The 24,441-nt window shown below is 60.9% G+C and carries 19 protein-coding genes; 6 read left to right on the forward strand and 13 right to left on the reverse strand.

The window, feature by feature from the left end:
* Window positions 1-44: 44 nt before the first annotated feature.
* The 4 genes from ACM6I7_RS16770 to ACM6I7_RS16785 form a co-directional block, all read right to left on the reverse strand.
* Window positions 45-1,766, reverse strand: a complete 1,722-nt coding sequence (locus ACM6I7_RS16770) for a carbamoyltransferase (RefSeq protein ID WP_414888901.1) — start codon at window positions 1,764-1,766, stop codon at window positions 45-47.
* A gap of 563 nt (window positions 1,767-2,329) precedes the next feature.
* Window positions 2,330-3,223, reverse strand: coding sequence for an NAD-dependent epimerase/dehydratase family protein (locus ACM6I7_RS16775; RefSeq protein WP_414888902.1), 894 nt, complete (start codon window positions 3,221-3,223; stop codon window positions 2,330-2,332).
* Window positions 3,224-3,326: 103 nt separating this feature from the next.
* Window positions 3,327-4,238, reverse strand: a complete 912-nt coding sequence (locus ACM6I7_RS16780; protein WP_027614142.1) for a LysR family transcriptional regulator — start codon at window positions 4,236-4,238, stop codon at window positions 3,327-3,329.
* A gap of 208 nt (window positions 4,239-4,446) precedes the next feature.
* Complete coding sequence (locus tag ACM6I7_RS16785) at window positions 4,447-5,037, reverse strand: NAD(P)H-dependent oxidoreductase (RefSeq protein ID WP_414888903.1); 591 nt, start codon at window positions 5,035-5,037, stop codon at window positions 4,447-4,449.
* 182 nt (window positions 5,038-5,219) lie between these two features.
* Between ACM6I7_RS16785 and ACM6I7_RS16790 the strand changes: the two genes are divergently transcribed.
* Window positions 5,220-5,534 (forward strand): putative quinol monooxygenase, encoded by a 315-nt coding sequence (locus ACM6I7_RS16790; RefSeq protein ID WP_027614144.1) that lies wholly within the window; start codon window positions 5,220-5,222, stop codon window positions 5,532-5,534.
* On the opposite strand, the gene ACM6I7_RS16795 is transcribed toward ACM6I7_RS16790, so the two are convergent.
* Entirely contained in the window at window positions 5,524-6,288 is a 765-nt protein-coding gene (locus ACM6I7_RS16795; protein WP_414888904.1) for a sulfite exporter TauE/SafE family protein, read from the reverse strand. The genes ACM6I7_RS16790 and ACM6I7_RS16795 overlap by 11 nt on opposite strands.
* A 214-nt stretch (window positions 6,289-6,502) precedes the next feature.
* On the opposite strand from ACM6I7_RS16795, the gene ACM6I7_RS16800 reads away from it, so the two are divergent.
* From ACM6I7_RS16800 to ACM6I7_RS16815, 4 genes are all read left to right on the forward strand, one after another.
* On the forward strand, window positions 6,503-7,384 hold the full coding sequence (locus ACM6I7_RS16800; protein ID WP_097090441.1) for a LysR substrate-binding domain-containing protein: 882 nt from the start codon (window positions 6,503-6,505) through the stop codon (window positions 7,382-7,384).
* A gap of 44 nt (window positions 7,385-7,428) precedes the next feature.
* Entirely contained in the window at window positions 7,429-8,004 is a 576-nt protein-coding gene (locus ACM6I7_RS16805; RefSeq protein WP_027614147.1) for an NAD(P)H-dependent oxidoreductase, read from the forward strand.
* Between the two features lie 47 nt (window positions 8,005-8,051).
* Window positions 8,052-8,423, forward strand: a complete 372-nt coding sequence (locus ACM6I7_RS16810) for a MerR family transcriptional regulator (protein ID WP_027614148.1) — start codon at window positions 8,052-8,054, stop codon at window positions 8,421-8,423.
* Between the two features lie 113 nt (window positions 8,424-8,536).
* Window positions 8,537-8,887, forward strand: coding sequence for a cupin domain-containing protein (locus ACM6I7_RS16815; RefSeq protein WP_003221437.1), 351 nt, complete (start codon window positions 8,537-8,539; stop codon window positions 8,885-8,887).
* A 247-nt stretch (window positions 8,888-9,134) separates the two neighbouring features.
* Here ACM6I7_RS16815 and mmsB read toward each other — a convergent pair whose 3' ends face one another.
* Both mmsB and ACM6I7_RS16825 read right to left on the reverse strand, forming a co-directional pair.
* A complete protein-coding gene (gene mmsB / locus ACM6I7_RS16820) occupies window positions 9,135-10,022 on the reverse strand; it encodes a 3-hydroxyisobutyrate dehydrogenase (RefSeq protein ID WP_007962098.1) in 888 nt (295 codons plus the stop codon).
* 9 nt (window positions 10,023-10,031) lie between these two features.
* The gene (locus ACM6I7_RS16825) at window positions 10,032-11,558 is read right to left on the reverse strand and encodes a CoA-acylating methylmalonate-semialdehyde dehydrogenase (protein WP_007962100.1); all 1,527 of its coding nucleotides are present in this window, start codon (window positions 11,556-11,558) and stop codon (window positions 10,032-10,034) included.
* 150 nt (window positions 11,559-11,708) lie between these two features.
* On the opposite strand from ACM6I7_RS16825, the gene ACM6I7_RS16830 reads away from it, so the two are divergent.
* Window positions 11,709-12,656, forward strand: a complete 948-nt coding sequence (locus ACM6I7_RS16830) for a LysR family transcriptional regulator (protein WP_007962101.1) — start codon at window positions 11,709-11,711, stop codon at window positions 12,654-12,656.
* Here ACM6I7_RS16830 and ACM6I7_RS16835 read toward each other — a convergent pair.
* The 6 genes from ACM6I7_RS16835 to recC form a co-directional block, all read right to left on the reverse strand.
* Window positions 12,653-13,108: an OmpA family protein gene (locus ACM6I7_RS16835; RefSeq protein WP_171061906.1), complete on the reverse strand. Its 456-nt coding sequence runs from the start codon at window positions 13,106-13,108 to the stop codon at window positions 12,653-12,655. The genes ACM6I7_RS16830 and ACM6I7_RS16835 overlap by 4 nt on opposite strands.
* 43 nt (window positions 13,109-13,151) lie before the next feature.
* Window positions 13,152-14,420, reverse strand: a complete 1,269-nt coding sequence (locus ACM6I7_RS16840; RefSeq protein WP_027614151.1) for a diguanylate cyclase domain-containing protein — start codon at window positions 14,418-14,420, stop codon at window positions 13,152-13,154.
* Window positions 14,417-14,992, reverse strand: a complete 576-nt coding sequence (locus ACM6I7_RS16845; protein ID WP_027614152.1) for a YfiR family protein — start codon at window positions 14,990-14,992, stop codon at window positions 14,417-14,419. Before ACM6I7_RS16845 ends, ACM6I7_RS16840 begins: the two co-directional genes overlap by 4 nt.
* A 120-nt stretch (window positions 14,993-15,112) precedes the next feature.
* Window positions 15,113-17,212: an exodeoxyribonuclease V subunit alpha gene (gene recD / locus ACM6I7_RS16850; RefSeq protein WP_336837879.1), complete on the reverse strand. Its 2,100-nt coding sequence runs from the start codon at window positions 17,210-17,212 to the stop codon at window positions 15,113-15,115.
* Window positions 17,209-20,898: an exodeoxyribonuclease V subunit beta gene (gene recB / locus ACM6I7_RS16855; protein WP_414888905.1), complete on the reverse strand. Its 3,690-nt coding sequence runs from the start codon at window positions 20,896-20,898 to the stop codon at window positions 17,209-17,211. The genes recD and recB overlap by 4 nt, the downstream gene beginning before the upstream one ends.
* Window positions 20,895-24,347: an exodeoxyribonuclease V subunit gamma gene (recC, locus tag ACM6I7_RS16860; RefSeq protein ID WP_414888906.1), complete on the reverse strand. Its 3,453-nt coding sequence runs from the start codon at window positions 24,345-24,347 to the stop codon at window positions 20,895-20,897. The genes recB and recC overlap by 4 nt, the downstream gene beginning before the upstream one ends.
* Between the last annotated feature and the right edge of the window lie 94 nt (window positions 24,348-24,441).

Raw genomic sequence — 24,441 nt, forward strand, 5'->3', positions numbered from 1 at the left:
ACACTCCAGAAGCAGGGCTCCCCAGGAGCCCTGAATACCATCCATTATTCGAAGCGTTGCTGGGTGAAGCTGTTTTTGCCCTTGCGCCAGACGATCAGCGATTCACTCATGACCACCAGATCGACCATGCCTTCTTTCAGCGCATCCAGTGCGTCCTGGGAAGAGCACACGATCGGCTCTTCATGGCGGTTGAACGAGGTGTTGATCAAGGCTGCCTGACCGGTTTTCTGGTGCCAGGCCGTCAGCAGGCGATGCATGAACGGGTCGCTCTGCGGGCGAATGATCTGCGGGCGCGCGGTGCCGTCGATGTGCACCACGGCCGGACTCGCCTCGCGAAATTGCGGATGGCAGTCGTAGGTCATGGTCATGGTATCGGCGGCCACTTGCTCCTCGTCCCAACCGACGTAGCAGGCCGGTGCTTGCTCAATGGCGGTGACCGGGCCGAACGGCATGAACTCGGTGCGGTGCATGCGCTTGTTGAGCCAGTCGTTCACCTCGGCATCCTGCGCGTGATAGACGATGCTGCGGTTGCACAGCGAACGCGGGCCGAACTCCATCTTGCCCTTGAACATGCCCAGCACCTGATTTTCCGTCAGGGCCTCGGTCAACACCTCGATGATGTTCGACGGCGTGTGATAACCGAGTTCAGGGTAGTCGCGATTGATCAGGTTGATGTTCTGCGAAACGCTGCGCGATTCCGGGCCAAGCATCATCGACGGATTCTTGAAGCGGGTGCTGTTTTCCAGGTACGCGGTACCGACCGCAGCAGCCAGTGCCAGGCCGCCATCGCCCATGCACGGCAGCACGTAGACGTCTTTGACGCCCGGGATCTCACGCAGACGCTGGTTGAGTTTGACGTTGCCAAACACGCCGCCGGCCAGGCACAGGTTGGCACTGCCGCGCAGGGCCAGATGATGGCTGACGGTGGCCACCAGCAGGTCTTCGCTGTGACGCTGTACAGCGGCGGCGATGTCCTCGGGGGTTTCCCGGGCAAACAGGGTTTCCAGCGGCTCGCTGTAGGTGTTGTAGGACGGCAGGAACATATCGCCGCAGCGCGCCTTGATGCGGCCGTCTTCGAAACGGATCATCTGCTGCATCACGCCCAGCAGTTTCTGCGGATCGCCGAATGCGGCCAGACCGGTGACCTTGCCTTCGTGGCGGTTGGGTTTGTAACCGAGCAGGTGGGTGATCCGGCCGTAGAAATAACCGAGGCTGTCGACACTGGTTTCGCGTTGCAGCACCGTGGTTTCTGACGGGCTGTACCAGGTGACGGTCAGCGACTGAAAGTCGCCGCGTCCGTCGCAGGTCAGGGTCAACGCGTCCTCGAATGGCGAGCAGACATAGGCACCGAGCGCATGGCACTCGTGGTGATCAATGTAGTACGCCTTGCCTTGCAGACCGTTGTCGACGATGAACCGGTCGAATTCGCCGCGCTTTGCCTTGTCGTTGTTGATTTCATCGGTCACACGCTGACGGAACTGCGCAAGGCCCTGGGGGTTGCTCCTGACTTCCTCGACGATGCGATCGAAGTACAACGCCAGATGTTTGTCGGCACTGAAACCGGCATTCCATCCATAGGCGACATGATCGACGTCTTCCAGCGACACGCCGGCCTGGCTCAACACAAACTCGATGGACTTGGCCGGCCAGATTTTATGGTCCTTGATGCGGGTGAAGCGCTCTTCACTGACCGCTGAAAGAATCTGACCATCACGTACCAGGCAAGCACCCGCCAAATCATTGTTTGTAATACCCAAAATGATCATAACTATTCCTTGTTTTCGCCAATTGAGGTGACGGCTTCGCCCACGCGCGTAGCGTGCAATGCAATAACCAGAGTCAATGACAGATGCCGGCCGTCATGGCCGACCATTACTCATCGAGAGATCGCGGATTCATGTAGGTCCGCCGGGGGAATACGCCCTTACGAGAAGGCATCAATGTGTCTCGCCATCGCAAATTCCTTTTGCCAGAAAACTCCATGGGCGGTGCCGTGCTGCACGGGCCTCATGCCTGCAACACGTGGAGGGCGACATCCATCGCAGCCGTCCTCGTTTCATCGCGGTAGCAGCCTAGCCGGTAATTTCCCGAGCACCCTGCGAAGTCCCCGCTAAAAATTAAATTCCACTGGCATGCGGCGTATTTGCGGGGGTTTACCGGGACAAAAAAACGGACGATGACGGCGTGCCATTCAACTTTTCTGTTTTTGTTCCACCGCTTTCGCGAGCAAGCCCGCTCCCACCGGTTGATCGCATTCCGTCAGCCAGAATGCGGTTAACCTGTGGGAGCGGGCTTGCTCGCGAATGGCTTCACGCGGTGCAGCGTTAACTCACACCATTTCGTTACGAATCCACTCCACCACCGACGAACGCTTTGGCGCCCAGCCCAGCAGTTCACGAGCGTGTTTGCCGCGTACGCGGCTGTTCGAGCCAAGGCCGTAGTTGGCCATTTCGTAACCCCACTCGGCTTCGGCGTCTTGCAGCGGCCAGTCTTGTGGCTCGCCGAGATTCAGCGCTTCGGCCATGGCAGTGGTCATGTCGATGAACGACGCTTCGCCGCTTTCGACGAAGTAGAAGGTGCCCGGGACGTTTTTGGTCAGCGCCAGCAGGTACAGGGCGACGACGTCTTCGATGTGCACGTTGGACCAGATGTTCTGGCCAGTGCCGACATGGCGCACCACACCACTTTTGCGCGCTTGTTTGAGCAGGCGCGGCAACTGCACGCTGTCGCGATTGACGCCCAGGCTGTGGCCATAGATTAGGGTGTTGCAGATCACCGCCGAGTTCACCCCGTCCTTCGCGGCGGCGAGGATCAGGTTGTCGATCGCCACACGGGCAGCCTTGTCGACGGTGGGCTCCGGCAGGTTGTCTTCGTAGTAGATGACATCGCTGGACTTGCCGCCCGAGGCATCGCCGACGATGCTCGAACCGCTGGTGTGCAGGAACACTTTGTTCGAACCGCGCAGGGCACCGAGCAACGCTTCGACAGCACCGCGATGGTCGCTGCTGGCGGCGTTGATCACCGCATCGGCGGCGCGGGCCTGTTCAGCCAGCAATGTGCTGTCTTCGAGGGTGCCGATCACCGGGGTGATGCCCAAAGCTTTCAGCTCATCGGCCTGTTCGGCGCTGCGCACCAGGCCCGTGACACGGTGCCCGGCCTGAACCAGACCGGTGGCGATCGAGCCGCCGATAAAACCGGCAGCGCCGGTGATGAATACGTTCATGGAGAAACTCCCTGCGTGAATAAGTGATGCAGCGAGTATCGACCGGTCACTCCGATGGAAAAACCCGCCCTCGCCCAAATCACTGTTGCGCAGGGATCACGAATCAACCCTTGAAATCGGCGCTGGCGTAGGCCGCAAGTTTGCTCTGGATGAAGTCGAGGAAGCACTGAATGCGCAGCGCCAGTTGCGAGTTACGGTAGTACACCGCGTTGATCGGCTGGCGATAACCGCTGTTGAATTCCGCCAGCAGCACCTTGAGGCGCCCGGCGCGAATGTCGTCGATGGTCATGAAGTGCGAGAGGCAGGCAATGCCCTGCCCTTCCAGCGCCAGATGGCGCACGGTCTCGCCGCTGGAAGCGCTGATCGCCGGGGTGATCGGCCAACGGTCACCGTGCACGTAACGCAGCGGCCACTGATTGAGGCCTTCGTTGTGGGTGAAGCCGAGCAGGGTGTGTTCGCTCAAGTCGGCGACCTGCTGCGGCGCGCCGTGCTTTTCCAGATACGCCGGGCTGGCGACGATCAGCAGCGGGCTGCAACCCAATGAGCGCGCATGCAACGTCGAGTCGGCAAGAGTGCCGATACGGATGGCGACGTCGGTGCTTTGTTCCAGCAGGTCAATGATCAGGTCATTGCTGTTGAGTTCGAGCTGGATGTCCGGGTACAGACCACGGAATTCGTCGATATACGGCACGATGGCGTGCAGCATGAAGGGCGACGCGGCGTTGATTCGCAGGCGCCCGGACGGGGTTTGCTGGCGTGAGGACAGTCGCTCTTCGAGGGCGTCCATCTGATCGAGAATCAGCTTGGCCTGCTCGAAGAAATACTTGCCCTCCTCGGTCAGGTCCATGCGCCGCGTGGTGCGGTTGATCAGCGTGGTGTCGAGCTTGGCTTCCAGCCGCGACAGTGTGCGGCTGACCGCCGAGGGGGTCTGGCCGACCTGCTCGGCGGCGGCGGAAATCGAACCGCACTCGATCACGCAGACGAAAATCTGCAATTCATCGGATCTGGCTTTCACGGGTGTCCCTTATTGATCGTCAGCACAAAATCCATTGTGGAGAGAGAACACCCCTGTGGCGAGGGGATTTATCCCCGATGGACTGCGCAGCAGACCCCGCTTTTCGAGATCAAGATCGGGGGGCCGCTGCGCGACCCATCGGGGATGAATCCCCTCACCACATTTAAAACCCTCACCACAGTTACAACCGTAACCACATGAAATCACCTCAAGCCTTGAGGCCAAATACCTGCTTGAGATGCTGCTCATACCGCGCCACATCATTCTCGATGTTCGGGCGCTTCATCACGTCCACACAGAGGAACGTCGGCAACCCGCTCATGCCCAAGAACTCGTTGGCCTTGTGGAACGGGAAATACACCGCATCCACACCTTTGGCTTCAAAGAAATCGCTCGGGTCATCGAACGCCTGCTGCGGTGCGTTCCAGGTCAGCGACAGCATGTATTGCTTGCCCTGAATCAGGCCGCCGCTGCCGTACTTCTGCGACGCATCGGAACGGGTCCGACCATCGCTGGCATAGAGGCTGCCGTGGCCTTCGGTGAAGACTTCGTCGATGTACTTTTTCACGGTCCACGGCGCACCCATCCACCAGCCCGGCATCTGATAAATGATCACGTCGGCCCAGAGGAATTTGGCCACTTCTTCGGCGACGTCGTAGCCCTCGTCGATGAACGTGGTTTTGACATCCAGACCACCGCGATCCAGCACGCTCAGCGCGGTTTCGTGCAGGGTGGCGTTGTAACGACCGTCGGAGTGGGCGAATTTCTTGCCACCATTGATCAACAACACTTTTTTCATCGGAACGCCTCGCGCAGCCATTGGGCTGGAGAAAGATGGGAAAACGAATGGCGGCAGGTTAACCATCCATCTCGCGCGGAATAAGCCGCGTCGGCGCAAAATACATTTGATCAAAAAGCACGAATCGAATGCCGATTGTTGCAATAGCATTCCCGGCCATCTGCATTTGAGGAGTTGTTTTGATGAGTGAACGCCACGGTTTCATCCTGCATGCCAAGACCCGCCCGGAAAAAGCCGAGGCCTTCGAAGCGCTGTTTCGCGCCTATGTCGAGCCGAGCCGCGCCGAGCCCGGCTGCATCGAGTACCACATGCTGCGCGACAAGGAAGACCCGACGCTGTTCATCTTTTACGAGATCTGGGAAAGCCAGGCGCACCTCGACGTGCACTCGAACCTGCCGCACATGCGCGAGTTTTTCGACAACCGCATGACGTATCTGGAGCGTGATTTCGATATCCGTCGGATCGACATGCTCAGCGCCTCGTCGGCTAGCCGCTGATCAGCAAATGGGCGCCGAGCGCGCCCAGTCCGATAAAGAACACCCGCTTGAACAGCACGGCACTGATGCGCTGACGCAGCCATTGGCCGAACCCCATGCCCAGCATCGCCGGGATCAGCACCAGCAGCGACGCACTCAATTCGCCACTGCCCAGTGCGCCGCGCCAGAACAGGCCGCCGGCCAGCGCCAGGGTCGAAACGGTGAACGACAGGCCCAGCGCCTGCACCAGCTCATCGCGACTCAAACCCAGCGCCTGCAGGTACGGCACCGCCGGAATCACGAACACACCGGTGGCCGAAGTGATAACCCCGGTGATCAGCCCGCACAGCGGACCCAGCCACGGTTCATGCCGAGGCTTGACCTGCAGCGTTGGCAGCAACAACCCGCTCAATGCATACAGCAGCAACGCCGCGCCCAGCCCACGCACCACCCAATGCCCGCCTGCCATGCCGATCGACAACGTGCCGACGGCGGTGCCGAGGAAGATCATCAGCAACAGCGGCCACAGGCGTTTGAGCAGCCCTTTCAGATGCCCGCCGAACGCCAATTGCCAGACATTGGTCAGCGTCGCCGGAATGATCAGCAACGCGGCTGCCTGTGATGGCGCCATAGCCAGACCGAGCAGGCCCATGGCGACGGTGGGCAGACCGAGGCCGATTACGCCTTTGACCAGTCCGGCCATGATGAAGGTGGCGACGACCAGCAGGGACAGGGCCAGGCCAAGGTTCTGGTAGAAATCTGCGAGTGCGTTCATGGCGCTACTGTGCGCTTTGGCGGGTGCGCTGAAAATCTGCCATATACTGAGGCTGCCTCCGTCAATGCAAGAGGCTGTTAATTGCTTTGCGGCTGATGGCCCCTTCGCGAGCAAGCCCGCTCCCACAGTTTTGGATTCACCACTGATCCACTGTGGGAGCGGGCTTGCTCGCGAAGAGGCCCGACCAGACACCACAAAAACCACAGGCTGCCCCATGCACTTCGACCTCACCGACCTGCGCCTCTACTTGCACATCCTCGACGCCGGCAACATCACTGCCGGTGCCGCCCGCAGTCATCTTTCGCTCGCCGCCGCCAGTGCGCGCATTCGCGCGATGGAAGCCTCGCTGGGCACCGAGTTCCTGCAGCGCGGCCGCCGTGGCGTGAGCCCGACGCCCGCTGGCAAGGCACTGGCCCACCACGCGCGCATCCTCCTGCAACAGGCCGAACGCATGCAGCAGGATCTGGCCGACTACGCGCAGGGCGTCAAAGGACAGGTGCGACTGTTGTGCAACACCACGGCGATCACCGAATACCTGCCGGAAGTGCTCGCGGACTTTTTGCGCGAGCATCCCAACCTCGACATCGATCTGCAGGAACTGCCCAGTGCCCGCATCATCCACGCCTTGCGCCAGGGCGCAGCCGATATTGGCATCGTCTCCGATGCGGTGGACACCACCGATCTGCAGACCCAGCCGTTTCGCGACGACCCGTTGCGACTGATCGCGCCGCACGGACATCCACTGGCCGACGCCGCCGAGGTCAGTTTCAGCGCCGCTTTGCACTACGATTTCGTCGGTCTGAGCACCGACAGCGCGCTGGCGATCTACCTCGAAGAACAGGCGCTGCACAGCGGCTCGCGCATGCAGGTGCGGATCCGCGCCGACGGTTTCGAAGGGGTGCTGCGCATGGTCGCCCGAGGCGCCGGCCTCGCCATCGTGCCGCTGGCGGCCATTGAACGCGCGACGCCGCGCTCATTCAACAGCATCACCCTCAACGAGCCATGGGCCCGCCGCACCCTGATGCTCTGCGCCCGGGACTTCAGCGCGCTGCCCGGTTATGCCAAAGCCTTGCTGCAAGCCTTGACTCTCCCCTGAGGGGCAGACTTCATCCTTGGCGTTCAACGGCAAGGAGCATGACCATGGGCAAACGCATTCTGCTGATTCTCGGCCATCCCGGCGCGACGAGTTTCTGCGCCGCACTCGCCGAGCGCTACGCACAATCAGCGCTCGATGCCGGACACCAGGTGCGTCAGCTACGCCTGGGAGAGATGGCTTTTGACCCGGTGTTGCGCCAGGGGTATCAACAGGTTCAAGCGCTGGAAGAAGACTTGAGCCGCGCGCAATCCGACATCCTTTGGGCCGAACATCTGACGCTGGTCTACCCGATCTGGTGGGGCGGCATTCCAGCGCTGCTCAAAGGTTTTTTTGATCGGGTGTTGCTGCCGGGATTCGCCTTCAAATACCGAAAAGGCAAACCCTTTCCCGATCAGTTGCTCAAGGGGCGCACCGCGCATTTGCTGGTGACGATGGACACGCCACTCTGGTATTACCGCTGGATCTACCGGATGCCGGGACTGCATCAGGTGCGCAAGACCACCCTGCAGTTCTGTGGTATCACCCCCCTGCGCACGCTGACCTTCGGCCCGCTGCTTGAGTCCAGCGACCGGCAGCGCCAGCGCTGGCTGCAACAGGCGCACGCTATCGCCCGCCGCTAAGTCTGCCGATAATGCGCCGCACGGTTTCACATTGAAAAAGGACTTTTATGTACATCGGCCAAGCCGCGCAACGTGCCGGCACCACCATCAAAAGCATTCGCCACTACGAGTCGATCGGTCTGCTGCCCGCGCCCCGGCGCCAAGGTAAATATCGCCTCTACGACCAACAAAGCATCGGACTGCTGATCTTCATCAAATGCGCAAAAGAGATGGGCTTCAGGCTCCGGGAATTGCAGACGATTTTTGCCGCGCATCATGGCGAGGCCATGCCATGGGATCTGGCCCAACAGGCTATCGAGGCAAAAAAACGCGAGATCAACAGCAGCATCGCTGAGCTGACGCGGCAATACGCGCAACTGGAAGGTTTCGAAATCGACCTTGAACGGGCGCGGGTCGAATGCCCGCTGGAAAACCTTTGACGGTTTGCGCGTTTCTGAGCAGCTCGATGTCGAGCACAGACAACTGAGCGGCAACCGGGCGCTATAGGGTGCGAGTTGGTTTCTTTGCCATCCGCCCACTGCCCGGAGTTCTCATGACCGCGACCGCCCCCATCACCGTTCTGCGCGACACCCACCCGCTGCCGGTACTCGATGCCTGCAAATGGGAAAAACTCGAAGGTGACCCGCACACCGTGAACCTCAACGCCTACACCAGCGAAGACGGCAGCAAGATCATGGGCACCTGGATCTGCACCCCGGGCAAGTGGCGGGTCGATTATGTGAAGTGGGAGTACTGCCATTTCCAGGAAGGCTACTGCATCATCACCCCGGACGGCATGGCGCCGATTCACCTGCGTGCCGGCGACATCTTCGTGGTTGAACCGGGGATGAAAGGCACCTGGGAAGTGGTCGAGACCGTGCGCAAATATTTCGTCTTCGCCTGATGCAAAAAAAGCCGGGAAACCACCCGACGTGATTTCCCGGCAACACCTACTGCATTCTGGCTGACGCCATGGTTGTGGCGCCTGTGAGATTTGTGGCGAGGGGATTTATCCCCGATGGGCGCAAAGCGCCCCCCCGCATTGTGTCAGTTGAAACGCAGGCTCAGTGATTGCGACTGCTACACAGTCGATCGGGGATAAATCCCCTCACCACAAAGTCTCCGTTGCCACAAAAGTATTGATGTCCAAGTTACTGTGGCTTGCGATAGCTGTTGATAATCGCCGAGAAGTCCTTGCCGCCCTCCCCGCGCTGGCTCATCGCCTGATACAACTGCTGCGCCACCGCGCCGAGCACCACCGGTTGATGCGCCTGACGCGCCGCTTCGGTGGCCAGCCCCAGATCCTTGAGCATCAGTTCGGCACCAAACCCACCGGTATAACCGCGCGAGGCCGGCGCCGTTTCGACGATGCCCGGCCACGGGTTGTACATTTCCGAACTCCAGCAACGCCCGGTCGAGCTGTTGATGATCCCGGCCAGCACCGAGGTGTCGATCCCCAGTGCATCGCCCAGCGCCATGGCTTCGCTGACGCCGACCATCGAGATCGCCAGCAGCAGGTTGTTGCAGATCTTGGCGATTTGCCCGGTGCCGACTTCACCGCAATGCACGATGTTGCGGCCCATCTGCGCCAGCACCGGTTGCAGGGTGGCGAACAGTTCCGGAGTGGCGCCGACCATGAAGGTCAGCGTGCCGGCGGTCGCGCCGCCAGTGCCGCCGGAGACCGGGGCATCAGCCATGGCCACGCCCTGTTTGGCAGCAGCGGCGGCCACATCGCGGGCGGTCTGCGGATCGATGGTGCTGCAATCCACCGCCGGCACGCCTTTGCCGATACCGGCCAGCACACCGTCCTCACCAAGCCAGACGCTGCGCACATGCACCGCCGCCGGGAGCATGGTGATCACCAATTCGGCGTCTTCGGCTGCTTCACGGGCCGAGGCGCGGATAGTGCCGCCCAGTTGCTCAAGCTCCGCCAGCACCGTCTTGTTCAGGTCGACCAGGTTCAGTGAATGGCCGGCCTTGATCAGGTTGCGCGCCATCGGCGCGCCCATGTTGCCCAGACCGATAAATGCGATTTTCATGGCGATTCCTCAGCGCAGGTTGATGGTGGTGTTCACGCCGTCGTTGACGCTGTCGTCATCGAACCAGCGCGCCGTAACCGTTTTGGTCTGGGTGTAGAACTGCACCACTTGCTTGCCGTACGGACCGAGGTCGCCGAGTTTCGAACCACGGGAACCGGTGAAGCTGAAGAACGGCACCGGCACTGGAATCGGGATGTTGATGCCGACCTGGCCGACGTCGATTTCCGTCTGGAATTTGCGCGCCGCTGCACCGCTCTGGGTGAACAGGCCCGTGCCGTTGCCGAACGGGTTGGCGTTGACCAGTGCGATGGCCTGATCGAGGGTGTCGACTTCCAGCACCACCAGCACCGGGCCGAAGATTTCCTGGGTATAGATCTGCATGTCGGTGGTCACGCCCGAGAACAGGGTCGGGCCGACGAAGTTGCCCTGCTCGTAACCCGGCACCTTGATGTCGCGACCATCGAGTTCAAGCTTGGCGCCTTCCTTGATGCCGCTTTCGATCAGATCAAGAATCCGCGCCTTGGCTTTCTTCGAGATCACCGGGCCGACATCGGTGCCCGCCTCGCTGCCGGCGTTGACCTTGAGTTTCTGCGCCAGCGCTTTCAGATCCGGCAGCCATTGTTTCGCCGCACCAACCAGCACCACCACCGAGGTGGCCATGCAGCGTTGCCCTGCCGCACCGAAACCGGCGCCGACCAAGGCATTCAGCGCTTGCTCGCGATTGGCGTCCGGCAGCACCACGGCATGGTTCTTCGCACCCATCATCGATTGCACGCGTTTGCCGTGCTTGCCAGCCAGGTCGTAGACATGCGTACCGACCGCGGTCGAACCGACGAACGACACCGCTTTGATGTCCTTGTGGGTGCACAGGCCATCGACGACGTCCTTGCCACCGTGCACGACGTTGAGCACGCCCGCCGGAACGCCCGCCTCAATCGCCAGCTCCACCAGCAGCATGGTCGACAGCGGATCCTGTTCCGAAGGCTTGAGCACAAAGGTGTTGCCGCAGGCAATGGCCATCGGGAACATCCACAGCGGAATCATCGCCGGGAAGTTGAACGGGGTGATGCCGGCGCACACGCCGATTGGCTGGCGCAGGGTGTAGGTATCGACACCACCCGCCACGTTTTCGGCGAACTCGCCCATTTGCAGGGTGCCGATGGAACAGGCGTGTTCGACCACTTCCAGGCCACGGAAAATATCGCCCTCGGCGTCGGCAATAGTCTTGCCCTGCTCGGCGCTCAGCACTACGGCGATGCGCTTGGAGTGCTCGCGGATCAGTGCCTGCAGCTTGAGCATGATGCGCATCCGCGCGCCGATCGGGGTCAGTTTCCAGGTCTGGAACGCGCGGTGCGCGGCACTGATGGCGGCGTCGACTTCAGCGGCAGTGGCGAACGGAACCTTGGCCAGCACTTGCTGGGTCGCCGGGTTGACGATGTCGTGCCACTCGGTGGTCTGCGATTCGACCCACTCGCCGTCGATCAGCAACTTGACCTTCTGGACCGTGGTTTCGTTGGGCGTAAGCGATGCGTTCATGCTGGTCTCCGAAACTTGTTTTTATCGTAGGAGCCAAGGCGAAAGGGTTCGCCTTGAGATGAGGCGTGTGTCACGAATTGGTTGTCGGACTGTTTTTGGAGTATAGATGTGCAAACTTCTAATAAGAACGCACATATAAGCCCGTCCATCATGCAAAAAAACATCACCTCCCTGGGGTCGCTGAACTGGGACGACCTGAAGTTTTTCCTCGAAGTCGCCCGTACCCGCAAGGCCAGCACCGCGGCCAAACGGCTCGCCGTCGACTACACCACCGTGTCGCGGCGCATCAGTTCGCTGGAAGCGGCATTGGGTACGTTGCTGTTCGAAAAATCGCGCACCAGCGGTTTTGTCCTGACCACTGAAGGCCAGCGTTTGCTGGGCTATGCCGAGTCGATCGAAAGCACGTTGCACATGGCTTGCGAGCAGGTCTCGGGCTCTGGTGTGGCGCTGTCGGGGCATGTGCGTATGGGCTGCACCGAAGGTTTCGGCAGCTTTTTCATCACCCCGCAACTGAGCCACTTCGTCGACGCCTACCCAGCGATCTCGGTGGACATCCTGCCGCTGCCGCACTTCATCAGCCTGTCCAAACGCGAAGCCGACATCGTCATTGCCCTGGAACGCCCGGAACACGGCCCGTACGTGTGCTGCAAACTCTGCGACTACCGCTTGCAGCTGTACGCGACCCAGGACTATCTCGACCAGCACCCACCGATCCGCCGCCCGGCCGATTTGGGCAAGCATCAATTCATCAGTTACGTGGATGACCTGGCGTTCAGCTCGGAGCTGCTGTACCTGGCGAACGTGCTGCCCGGCGCCAGCGCAAACCTGCGCAGCACCAGCGTGATCGCGCAGTTCGTCGCGGCGCAGCAAGGGCGTTCACTGGCGATTCTGCCTTGCTTCCTCGCGGCGCAGGATCCGCGCCTGCTGCCAGTGCTGCCCGAAGAAATCGACATCACCCGGCAGTTCTGGATGTACTGCCGGGAGGATCTGAGGAAGTTGAAGCGGATCACCCTGTTGTGGGATTACATCCGTGAGGTGACCGAGCGCAATCAGGGTCTGCTGATGGGGCAGACCCGCGAGATGCGGTTTGCCGATTAATCGGCGCTGACCACAATCGACACCCGGCGATTTTCGGTGCGTCCGGCGGCAGTGTCATTGGACGCCACCGGCTCGCTGCTGCCCAGTCCGCGCAGCTGAATGTTCTCTTCCTTCATACCGACGGTGGTCAGCACTTTGGCCACGCTTTTGGCCCTACGCAGCGACAGTTGCTGGTTGTAGGTTTCCTTGCCCGAGGCATCGGTATGACCGTCGACCCGCACCCGCTCGATACCGACGCCGAGCAGTGCCTTGCCGATGCGTTCGACGATTTCGGTGCTCTGGTTGTTCAGGCTTTCGATATCGCTGCCAAACAGCACTTTGCCGGACAGGCCAAACTCCCAACCCTCGTCGGTCGCTTCGAAGCCTTGTTGTTTGAGGACGGCGATCTGCGCCGGGGTCAGGCCTTTCTGCGGTGCGGTCTGGCACCCGGTCAGCGCCAGTACGGCGATCATCAGCAAGGCGGAAAACAGTCGAGCGGGAAATGTGAACACGGAATCAGCTCCTGGTTTGCAGATTGACGACCGGGCTCTCCGACCCGGCAGTGAATTGAGCGCCACGCGACAGGCGCTTGGCCTGATACATCGCCGCGTCGGCCGCATTGAGCAAGGCGCCTGGCGTGACACCATGATCAGGGAAAACGGCAATGCCGATACTGAGCGACGTCACCACACTGGTGTCGCCCGGCAGCGCGATGGGCATGTCCATGCTGGCGAGAATCTTGTCAGCAATGCGCTCGGCGTCCTCGATCTTGTGCAGCGGCGCGAGCAGTACGGCGAACTCGTCGCCGCCGAGCCGCGCCACCAGATCCTCTTCACGCAGTTGCGCGCGGATCCGATTGGCGACCGCCACCAGCACCGCGTCGCCAGCGGCGTGACCGAAGTTGTCATTGATGCCTTTGAAGCGGTCGCTGTCGAGAAACAGCACCGCCACCCGCTCATTGAGCTTGCCGGCGTTGCGCAAGGCGCGAATCAATCGCCCCTCGAAAAACGCCCGGTTGGGCAAACCGGTGAGGCTGTCGTGGCTGGCCTGATGGGCGAGGGTTTCGTTCTCGCTTTGCAGATGGGTCTGCCAGGATTCGAGTTCGTCGAGCAGGGCATTGAAGTCGTTGCCGAGGTTGTCGAGCTCGGCGATCTGCGCCGGTGGTACCCGGCGGTCCAGCGCACGCTCGCTGCGGGCGGCATGAGCCACCGCCGCGAGACTGCGAAGCGGGCCGGTAATGCTGCGCAGCTGTCGGCGCGCCAGATACAGCGCGACCCAGGCACTGATTGCGGTGCAGAGAATGATCCCCGCCAGACCGCTGAGCAAGAAGCGCATCAGGCTACCGCCGTGACCGACCAGCAGGATGCGTCCGATTTCACGATCCTGATGCACGATCGGCAGGCTGATCGGCTTTTCCAGAATGGTCCGGGCAGCCTGCATTTCCAGTTGGGAAAACAGACCGTTTTCGGGCCGCTGCCAACGCGCCAGCAACTGCCCCTGTGTATCGAACACCTGGGCATCCGCCACCTCTTCGGTGGACGCGATCAAGGCCAGCGCTTCGGTGGCGGCGTCCTTATCGTTGAACACCACCGCCGCTTCCACGGTGTAGCTGATCGAACGTGCAATCAGATGCAGGTTGTGATCGGCGTACACCCGCAGCGCGAGAACGCCCAGCAGGGTCAGCGACACGCTGGCCATCGTCACGGCCACCAGCGCGACAATCAAATGGCCGCGGCCGATGACCGAGCCCAGTGTCGGGCGGCTCCTGGAACGAAACAGCTTCATGGTGCCGCCGGTTTGCGGCGCGACAACTGCAGTACGCTCGGGTGGATGCGTACACCGCTGCGGGCGACGGAGTCGAGATTGACCTCGAAGGACACCTGCTGATCGCCGACCCGCAGGCAGAACAGGCTGCCGACCGTGCACTGATCGCCACCTTCGCTGATGCTCAGCACCGGATGGCCGATCAATGAGGTGAACAGCCGACTGCGTTCATCTGCGGTGAGTTTGCCGATGTACACCGCATCGCATTCGCTGACGATCGCCGGGTTGTCGGCCAGCAGTCGGCGCACAGCGACCGGACGACCGGTGGCTTGCGTAGTGCCTTTGACCAGGTCATCGGTGTATTCGGTGGGGCCGACGATGCACAGGCGCAATTGTGCGGGTTCCACCGGCCAGCGCGCGTAACTGAGGATGCCCAGCACAACCTGCGTCACCGACTGGGCGCGCTGCTCGGCCATGCCCACCGGCGTCTGTGCCTGCGCCATGGCGGCGCCGGTCAGCAAACAGAGCAGACCGACAAGCAATGCGTGCTTGCAGCGAACCACGCGCTCTGTCGCCCAGACAGCCACCTTCATGCAGGGATTCTCTTGGATCGTACCGAAATGATGCCGCAACGATAGCACAGCGCAGTAACACCAGCGAGACAGCAGCTGCTGACCAGATGGTCAATAATCGGCACCGAACATCAGGTTATTTCATTCCCGAACCTCGCCACCTTCTTCCAGTTCCAGCATCAATCCGCTCAGGCGCTTGACCTTGCGCTGCACCGCCTCTTCAAACACGCCGGCCCGGGGCTCGATCAAAGTGAACCAGTGTTTGGCCCGGGTAATACCGGTATAGATCAATTCCTTGGTCAACACCGGATTCAAGGCGTCCGGCAGGATCAGCGCGGTGTGGGCGAACTCGGAGCCCTGGGATTTGTGCACCGTCATCGCGTACACCGTTTCCACATCGTTGAGCCGGCTCGGCAGCACGAAACGCACACCGCCCTGCCCGTCGTTACGCGGAAAGGCCACGCGCAGCACCGGTTTGCCGGCGTCCGGGCCTTCGCGCTCGGGCAACTTGAGGGCAATGCCAATATCGCCGTTCATCAGACCCAGACCGTAATCGTTGCGGGTCATCAGCACCGGCCGGCCTTCATACCATTGCTGGTCATGCTCGATCAGGCGTGCCTTGACCAGCGTTTCGGTGATCCGCAGATTCAGCCCTTCAACGCCCCAAGGCCCCTTGCGCACAGCACACAACAACTGGAAGGTATCGAACGCCTGCAGCACTTCCCGCGCCCAGTTGATCCAGTCCGGATGCTCCAGCGGTCTTTCCGCTGGCGGGCGTTGTTGGCGCAGGATATTCAGATAGTGGCGATAACCCTTTGGACCTTCCCCATGACCGTCGAGCAGCAGCCGCTCGAACGTGTGATCGTGTTCGCCCTTGAGCGGCAGGGAAAACACGTCATCATAGTGACCGGCCGCCAGCAACTGGCGCGCCTCCTCCGGCAACTGCTGATTGACCCGCCGCGCCAGCTGACCGATGCCGCTGCCTTCACCGAAGCGTCGGGAATGGCGCAGCATCACCAGTTGCTGCGCCAGCGGATGCGAGCCGTCGCGGTCCTCGTGCAAGCCACTGTCCTGCAAGGACTCTCCACTGACCGACTCCAGCCACTGCCGGGTCTGCGGGTTGTACCAGCCTGCCTCGGCATCGCGGCACAGATCGCCGAGCACCGCCCCGGCCTCCACCGAAGCGAGCTGATCCTTGTCGCCGAGCAACACTAGACGCGCATGCGCCGGCAACGCATCGAGCAGGTTAGCCATCATTTCCAGGTCGATCATGGAAGCTTCATCGACCACCAGCACGTCCAGCGGCAAGCGGTTGCCGGCATGGTGGCGGAAGTGTCGGGTGCCGGGCCGGCTGCCCAACAAACGATGGACAGTGGTCACGTCGCAGGGGATCTTCTCGCGCACGTCTTCGGTGACTTTCAGCGACTGCACTTGCTGGCTGATGGACTCGGTCAACCGCGCAGCAGCCTTGCCCGTGGGCGCCGCCAGACGAATGCGCAGCGGCTGACCGGCTTCCACCGCCGGCGCCTGGAGCAGCGCGAGCAGACGCACCACCGTGGTGGTTTTGCCGGTTCCCGGACCGCCCGTGATGATGCTGAAGGCTCCCCGAGTGGCAAGCGCGCAGGCGAGTTTCTGCCAGTCGATCACTGCTCCCGGCCTGGCGGGGCCGAACAATTCATCGAGACGCTGGGGCAAGTCATCCGGCGGCGTTTCGCCTTGGGCCAGACGTGTGCGTAACGCCGCATCGATACGCCGCTCATAGGCCCAGTAGCGCCGCAGGTACAGACGCTTGCCGGACAGCACCAACGGTCGCTGATGCGCCGCTTCGCTACTGTCCGCAGCCAGTGCAACCAGAGCGCTGCCCGCCAGCACCTTGCACCAATGGGCGCCATCCAGCGTTTCAAGCAACTGCGACGGCAGGAGCAAGACATCACTTTGCTCATCGCCTTCAGGAGGTAAAGACAGGGCGAAATCCGGGGCCTTGAGGGTTTCGAACAGGTCGAGGCAGACATGTCCGTGACCCAGTTGATGGCTGGTCAGTGCGGCAGCGAGCAACACCAGTGGATCGGACTGGGGTGCGAGTTCGTACAGAAAACCGATAAAGGCCTTGTCCAGCGAACGAAGCCAGCCTCGCTCGACCCAGCGATCAAGCAAGATCAGCAGATCCGAGGCACTGGTCAGTGGCGCCAGGCTCGACGGGTTGTCGATAGCCGATGACAGATCGGCGAAGGTACGGCTCATAGCAGGACTCCCTGTTCCCATGCGGGTTCGGCCTTGGGTTCCGGCTTACCCTGGAAAAGACGATCCAGGCGCTCGATCAGTTCGCGCGGCGGCCGCGCAAAATACACGCCGCGACTGTCTGCCCGGGTCCCCCGCAGAAACACATACAACGCACCACCGACATGCCGATCGTAATCGTAGTCAGACAACCGCGCCTTCAGTTGCCGATGCAACGCCAGCAGATACAACACGTATTGCAAGTCGTAGCGGTTGTCGAGGATCGAGCGCTCCATGGCTTGCTCGGTATAGGCTGCATCGTCGACACCCAGCCAGTTGGATTTGTAGTCGGCCACGTAGTAGCGCCCCTCGTGTTCGAAGGTCAGGTCGATGAAGCCTTTGAACATGCCGTTGAGCTGTACTGGCTCGGCGGCCACTCGTGCCACACCGTTGTGGGTGTACTGGCGCACCCACTCATCGAGTTTGAGAACATCAACCTTGTGGCTGGCGAACCAGAACTCCATCTCCACGCGGTACTGTTTGAGTTGCTCGAGAACCACCGGAGGCTGTCCGCCACCTGCTGGTAGCGGCGACTTGAGCAAGTGTTGCAGCCAGTCACTCAGAGTGGTGATCCAGCCTTCCCAGCCGCGCAGGTTGCAGCGTCGGCCAATCGCATCCTTGAGCGTTTCAAAAGGAACGGCAAAACCTTCGTCTCCGGCCCATTCGAGCAGACCATGAAGAAAGGTTCCTGGATTCGGACCGCGAGGAAAACGATGAATATCGGCGCCACCGGCCACGATCTCGCGTGGCGCATCCGGGTCGAGACGCTCATCATCAAACAGCTTTTGCGCTTGTGGACTGTCCGGCGCCTCATCGCTGCCCACGCTCAACACGTCACTGATGCGCAAAGCACTGTAGGAGGCAATCCACCAGTTTTCGCTGGCCTTGCGCTTGGGCACCAATGTAGCGCTGAGGATCGCTTCGTTACGCTCGGGCCGGTAGATCTCCTGAGTGGCTTGAGGCAACTCCCCCAAACTGATGGCCGCGCAGTTCTGTTGCAAATCCTGCAGCCAGCGGCTCAGACCGGTTGACTCATCCAGCCTTGCGCCGCCACCCAGCAGATAGCCAAGCGCCGAAAGATGAAGCACCGAACCGTTGTTGTTACCGCGCTTGAGGTCCGTGACACCCAGCCAGCAGGCATGCTGCGCGCGAGTCAGGGCGACGTAGAGCAGACGCAGGTCCTCGGCCAGACGCTCGTCATCCGCCAGGGCGATCAATTCGGCGGTCGGCTTCAGTGTCACCTGGGCTTTGCCGGAGGCATCGTGGTAATGCAGCGGCAAGCGACTGCCATCCACCGGTTTTGCCGAGCAGATGAACGGCAGGAACACCAGTGGATACTCAAGCCCCTTGGACTTGTGAATGGTCACGACCTTAACCAGTTGCTCGTCACTCTCCAGACGCAATATCTGCTCTTCGCCGGCCTGACCAGACAACGCCAGAAGCTCGGCCAGATGACGAATCAGCGCTTGCTCACCATCAAGCTCAGCGGCAGCCTGCTGCATCAGTTCCGACAAGTGCAAAAGGTTGGTCAGTACCCGCTCGCCATCACTGCGTGCGATCAGGGTCTGCGGCAGGTGAAAGTCGTGCAGCAGGCGCCGTAACATCGGCAACACACCTTGCTTGCGCCACAGTTCGCGATAGCCACGAAACTGCATGACCCGGGCTTCCCAGACCAACTCGTCCTGATTCAAACGTTCCAGTTCAGCCAACGGCAGATTGAGGGTGATGCAAGCCAGCGCAGCCTTCAGAGAGCGCTCGACATCCGGCTCCGCGCAGGCCTTGAGCCAGGAGAGCAGGTCATGCGCTTCCTGGGCGGCGAACACCGAGTCCTTGTCCGACAGGTAAACGCTGCGCACGCCACGGGCCGCGAGTTCTGCGCGTACGGCTTGGGCCTCTTTGCCGTCGCGTACCAGAATCGCAATGTCAGAGGGTCGCAAGCCTCTGAAGTCTTCTGCGTCGCGGACAAATCCCGCCGCACCGGTTTGCCCGCCATTGAGCAACGCGGTGATTTCGCTGGCACAGGCCGCCGCCAATTGCTGGCGATAGACCGCGCCTGACAGCGGCTGATCCGTCGACAGGTGCCAGACATTCAGTGCCGCGACATCGTGCCCGGCAATCTGCAGCCGCTCTTTACGCCCCTGAGACTCAACAGGCTGGAACGGCACCGGGTTTTCCCCGGTTTTTTCCCGAAACAAAAACGCGCCGCGTCCCTGCTCGCGGGACTCGGCGCGTTCGAATACGTGATTGACCGCGTTGACCATGCCATGGCTGGAGCGGAAGTTGGTGCCCAGCGTATGCAGGCGGCCGGCAGTGGCCTGACGCGCACGCAGGTAGGTGTAGATATCGGCGCCACGGAACGCGTAGATCGCCTGCTTGGGGTCACCGATCAGGAACAGACCGGTATCCGGACTGTTGTCCTCGATGCGGTAGATGCTCTCGAAGATCCGGTATTGCACCGGGTCGGTGTCCTGAAACTCATCGATCAGAGCAACCGGAAACTGCTCGCGGATCACCGCAGCAAGGCGCTCGCCGCTGTCGGATTGCAACGCCGCATCGAGGCGCAACAGCATGTCGTCGAACCCCATTTCCGCACGACGACGCTTCTCTTCCTCAAAACGCGCGCCCCCCCATCTCGCCGCATGTTGCAATACGGCGGCATCGGGGGTGGGAAGCGCGTCGAGGCTCGACTTGAGCCCCGGCATCGCGTCGAGACCCGGATGACTCGGTGCCTGGCCCTTCCAGGCTTCGGCCATTCCGTCAGGGGTCAATCGGGTGAAACCGGTGCCGATGTCCAGTTGCTCCATGGCCTCGTCTTCGGCCCACGCCTTGAGTTTCTCGAACCAGGGCTCGAAGTAGCGCGCCTGCATCTTGCGTCCGTCGACGGCTTTGCTCGCAACGCCTTCGTGACAGATCACAAGCAGCTCATCGGCCCACTGACGCCACGGCATCTTCAGCACGAGCAACGCGGCACGCCGTTCTTGCAGACACTCATTGATCAATTCTGCAGGGGCCTTGCCGTCATCACTGTCGCGCTCACTGCCAAACAGGCCGCGCACTCGTGGCAACAACGCTGCCGGCCCGCCCCAGTTAGCGCGAACCCAGTTCAGCGCGTCGCCCTGCATCGGGTAACAGAACAATCGCCAGTAATCGCGCAGCACTTCACCGAGCAGATCGCTGTGATCGGTTTCCAGGGACTGGGTAAACAGGCTGCCGCTGTCGAACGCGTGTTCGCGCAGCATGCGCTGGCACCAACTGTGGATGGTGGAGACGGCCGCTTCATCCATCCATTGCGCGGCGATGTCCAGGCGATTGGCGCAACCGGGCCATTGTGCCGGGTCAAACTGCTCGCGCAGCTCGGCAATCAAGCCATCCGGCGCCGGGGTTTCTTCACGGAAAAACCGCGCAGCCTCGGCCAGCCGCGTACGGATTCTTTCACGCAGCTCCTTGGTGGCGGCATCGGTGAAGGTCACCACAAGAATCTGCGGGGGCAGCAATTCACGGCCGAAGCCGCTCGATTCGCCGCCGTGGCCAAGGATCAGCCGCAGATAGAGAGCAGAAATGGTAAAGGTCTTGCCGGTACCCGCACTGGCTTCGATGAGTTGACTGCCGTGCAGTGGGAAGGCCAGAGCCAGCGGTGTTTTGGTACTCATGCGCGTGCCCCTTCGCTGGCCAACGAGCGCCATGGCGCTTCAAACAGGGGGCGATACAACGCGTCGCACCAACCGGAGAATGTTTCGTCGGCACTCAATGCGTCAAAGTCAGCGAATTGGCGTGACAGCGCAGGGCTTTCACGGCGCTCACCTTCACTGGTCTGGCCGTCGCCTTCGTAGGCTTTTCTGGCAGCCGCCTCAGCCTTGAGCGGATCAGTCTGCGCAAGCCAGGCGAAGGCCGTCTTGACCGCGATCGGCAGCGGCTGGCGCATGCCGGCCTGCCAGGCGAGCAGCAGATCACCCAGAAAACGAACCGCTCGATCCTTCTCCAGCGGCTCAAGCAGCAGCGTATCGTCACTCGCCACCAGTGCCGTGGTCAGGATAAGTCCGCTGGCGCAGGCCACCAGGTGATTGACCCACGGCTTGATCAACCGATGCCATTTTCGACTTTTGATCGAGCCGATGCTGTTGGGAATGGTCGTGACCGACAACACGCCACCGTCAGCGCGTTGATGCAAACCGGCGAGCCAGCCTTCAACACGCACGCCCTGCAACTCAAGACTGACCGGGAGCGCGCTGGTCAATGGTGTCGGCCATAACGCCAGAAGGTGTTGGTAACGTTGCAGCAAGTCCGGTAACGGCTCGATCAACTCTCGTTGCAGGCATTCGCCGAAGCCGGCCATGGGCAGCAATCCGCTGTTTTGCAAACGCCGCGCCTGATCTTCGAGTGCCCGATCGATATTGTCGGGCTGCCGGAGTGCGGCGTTGAGCAGGCTGTCGCTCAGTGTGTAGCGTTGCAATGCGTCCAGCACGAACGGTTCTTCGTCAGCCAGGGGCGCCTCGGCGGCCTCGAAGTACACTTTGAGGCGCTGCGTGAAAAAGTGCCGGACCGGGTTACGCAAGAAATCCTGCAGCAGAGCCAGACTCAGCGGCTCCTCCTGAACATGGGGCGCGAGTAGCTCCGTCTCATGTTGTGGCGCATGCACCTGGTGCAAAACCTGCCATTCACGGGCATAACTGAATAGTTGATCGCCGTCATGGAAATAGCGCGAACTGAACGGTTGCAGGGGATGCTCCTCGGTCATGGAGGTCAACATATCCTGATGCTCATCGAGCGACCGCCAGCCACTGGCGAGGTGATCGCGCAACTGCCCGATCAGCACTGAAGCAGGCCGTTCACTGTTGTCGCGAATGCTGCGTCCGACCCAACTGATGTACAGCTGATCGCGCGCAGACAGGAGCGCCTCGAGCAACAGATAGCGATCGTCTTCACGCCGGGAACGGTCCCCTGGCCGGTAGTCACTGCCCATGAGGTCGAAATCCAGCGGGGGTTGCGCCCGGGGATAATCGCCATCGTTCATCCCCAGCAAACAGACAAGCTTGAACGGGATTGCCCGCATGGGCATCAGCGTGCAAAAGTTTACTGCGCCGGCGAGAAAACGCTGGGACAGACGCCCCTGATCCAGCCCCGCGAGCCAGGCTTCGCGAACCACCGTCAGCGGCAATTCATCGACCAACCCAACGGATTCACAGGTCTGCAGCCAGGTTTCGCGCAACTCCTCAAGTTGCGTGAGCAGATAATCGTCGTGCTCATTACTGGCCTTGAAAAACAGCTGCATCAGGATTTGCAGGCGCTGGCCCCACACCTTGGGCTGAGCGACTTGAGTGAGTTCGTGATGGGCCAGTTCCAATGCATCGAGCAGGGCAACCAACGGACCGATCAACGCAGCATCCAGACCACCGATTTCATCGTAGGGTTCGATACCGGCACAGGCGCTGGAGCTGCCAACTGCGTACCCCAACAACATCCGCCGCAAACCGAAATGCCAGCTGTTCTGTTCAAGCTCATCCGGCAAGCCCAGGCCGGCACGTTGCCCGGCGTTCATTCCCCAGCGCACGCCTGCTCCTTCGATCCAGCGATGCAGAGTAGGCAAATCACGCTCTTGTACGCCAAATCGGGCGCGCAACGCAGGGACGTCGAGCAGATCGAGGATCTCGCTCACCGGGAAACGACTATCGGGCAGCTTCAGCAGGTGCTCGATAGCAATCAGCAACGGATCGCGGCCCCGCTGGCCCTGGTCGGCCAAGGTAAATGGAATGAAGCGTGGATCATGTCGATCCAGTTGTCCGAACACCGCCCGGATATGCGGCGCATAGCTGTCGATGTCCGGCACCATCACAATTACATCTCGTGGGCGCAGATCTGGATTAGCGCTGAAGCGTGCGAGTAACTGATCGTGAAGGATTTCCACTTCGCGCTGGGCACTGTGGGCTATGTGAAAGCGGATCGACCCATCCTGCGTCAAGTCAACGGCAGGCCAGCGCTCACGCGTTTCATTCAGTGGCCGCAACTCGAGGATGTCGTCCTGAAGTTGGTTGAGCATGTTATGTGGCTGATTTTCGCTGAACAGATCAATGCGCCCATCACGAAACGCCGCGCGATAGCTGTTGGGGTCATCGTAACTGTCGAGCAGGTTGATATAGTCGCGGCCTTGCTTGCCCCAGGCGGCGAGCAGCGGATGAGCATGTTGGTGCAACGTTTCAGGATCGAGTACGACCGGCATGCCGTTCTTGCGGCTCTGACGCTTGTATTGATGACGCAGCAGATCCTTGTCGGCGACGATATCGGCCCAGTGGTGTCGGCAAGGGTTGTGTACACACAACAGCACCTGACTGAAACGTGCGAGTCCGGCCAACGCTTCAAGCACCTGGGCGGGCAACGAGGATATACCGAACACGATCACCCGCGAGGGTAGTCCTGCTGGTGCATGTTCGAGGGAATTTATGCACTCGATAAATCGTTGATGAACACCGGCGCGGCTCTGGGCCATGCCTTGCTCACCGACATCTTCCAAAAGAGCACGCCACAATTCAGCCTGCCAGCAACTGACTGGAGGCAGTGGCTTTATCTCGCCTCGAACATTACGTAACTGATGCCGGCCCTCGGCCCAATCTTCGAGCCAGTCGGCCCGATACACCTGATATTGGTCAAACAGGTCTGCCAGGCGCTCGGACAACTGGTAGCGCTTGCGCAAGTCGGTGTCATGGGTGAGGAAGCGTTGTAGCGGTTCGAAATGGGGGCGATCAATCACTTGCGGCAACAGGCGCATCAGCCGCCAGGTCAGGGGAGCTTTGTCGAGCAAGGATGTGGCGGGGATTTCGTCTCGGCCCAACACCATACGGTAGAGCTGCCACATGAAACTGCCTGGAAGCTGCACATCGATGGCAGCGGCTATTCCGCAACCACCGAGATCGTCCTCTTCAGGATCTTCTGCCAATGCCAGCTTGAGCCATTGGGCGATACCGTTGCTTTGGACCAGAGCGATTTCATTCTCCAAGGGAGCCAATGGGTAGCGCCGCATGATGCTGACCACCAGGCTGCGCAGCTCGTCCAGGCTATTGCTCTGAACCACCATGAATGCAGCGTTGAGGGACGAGGCGTCCGGCATAAAAGCTTCCTTGGAAAAGTACAAAAGCCAAGGCAGAACCTTAGCACTGTCGGCAGGCTGTGACAGCCGGAAGGGCCTACCGCAGGCTGTAGGA

It is taken from the genome of Pseudomonas sp. IT-93MI4 (assembly GCF_949767635.1).
Classification (GTDB): domain Bacteria; phylum Pseudomonadota; class Gammaproteobacteria; order Pseudomonadales; family Pseudomonadaceae; genus Aquipseudomonas; species Aquipseudomonas putida_A.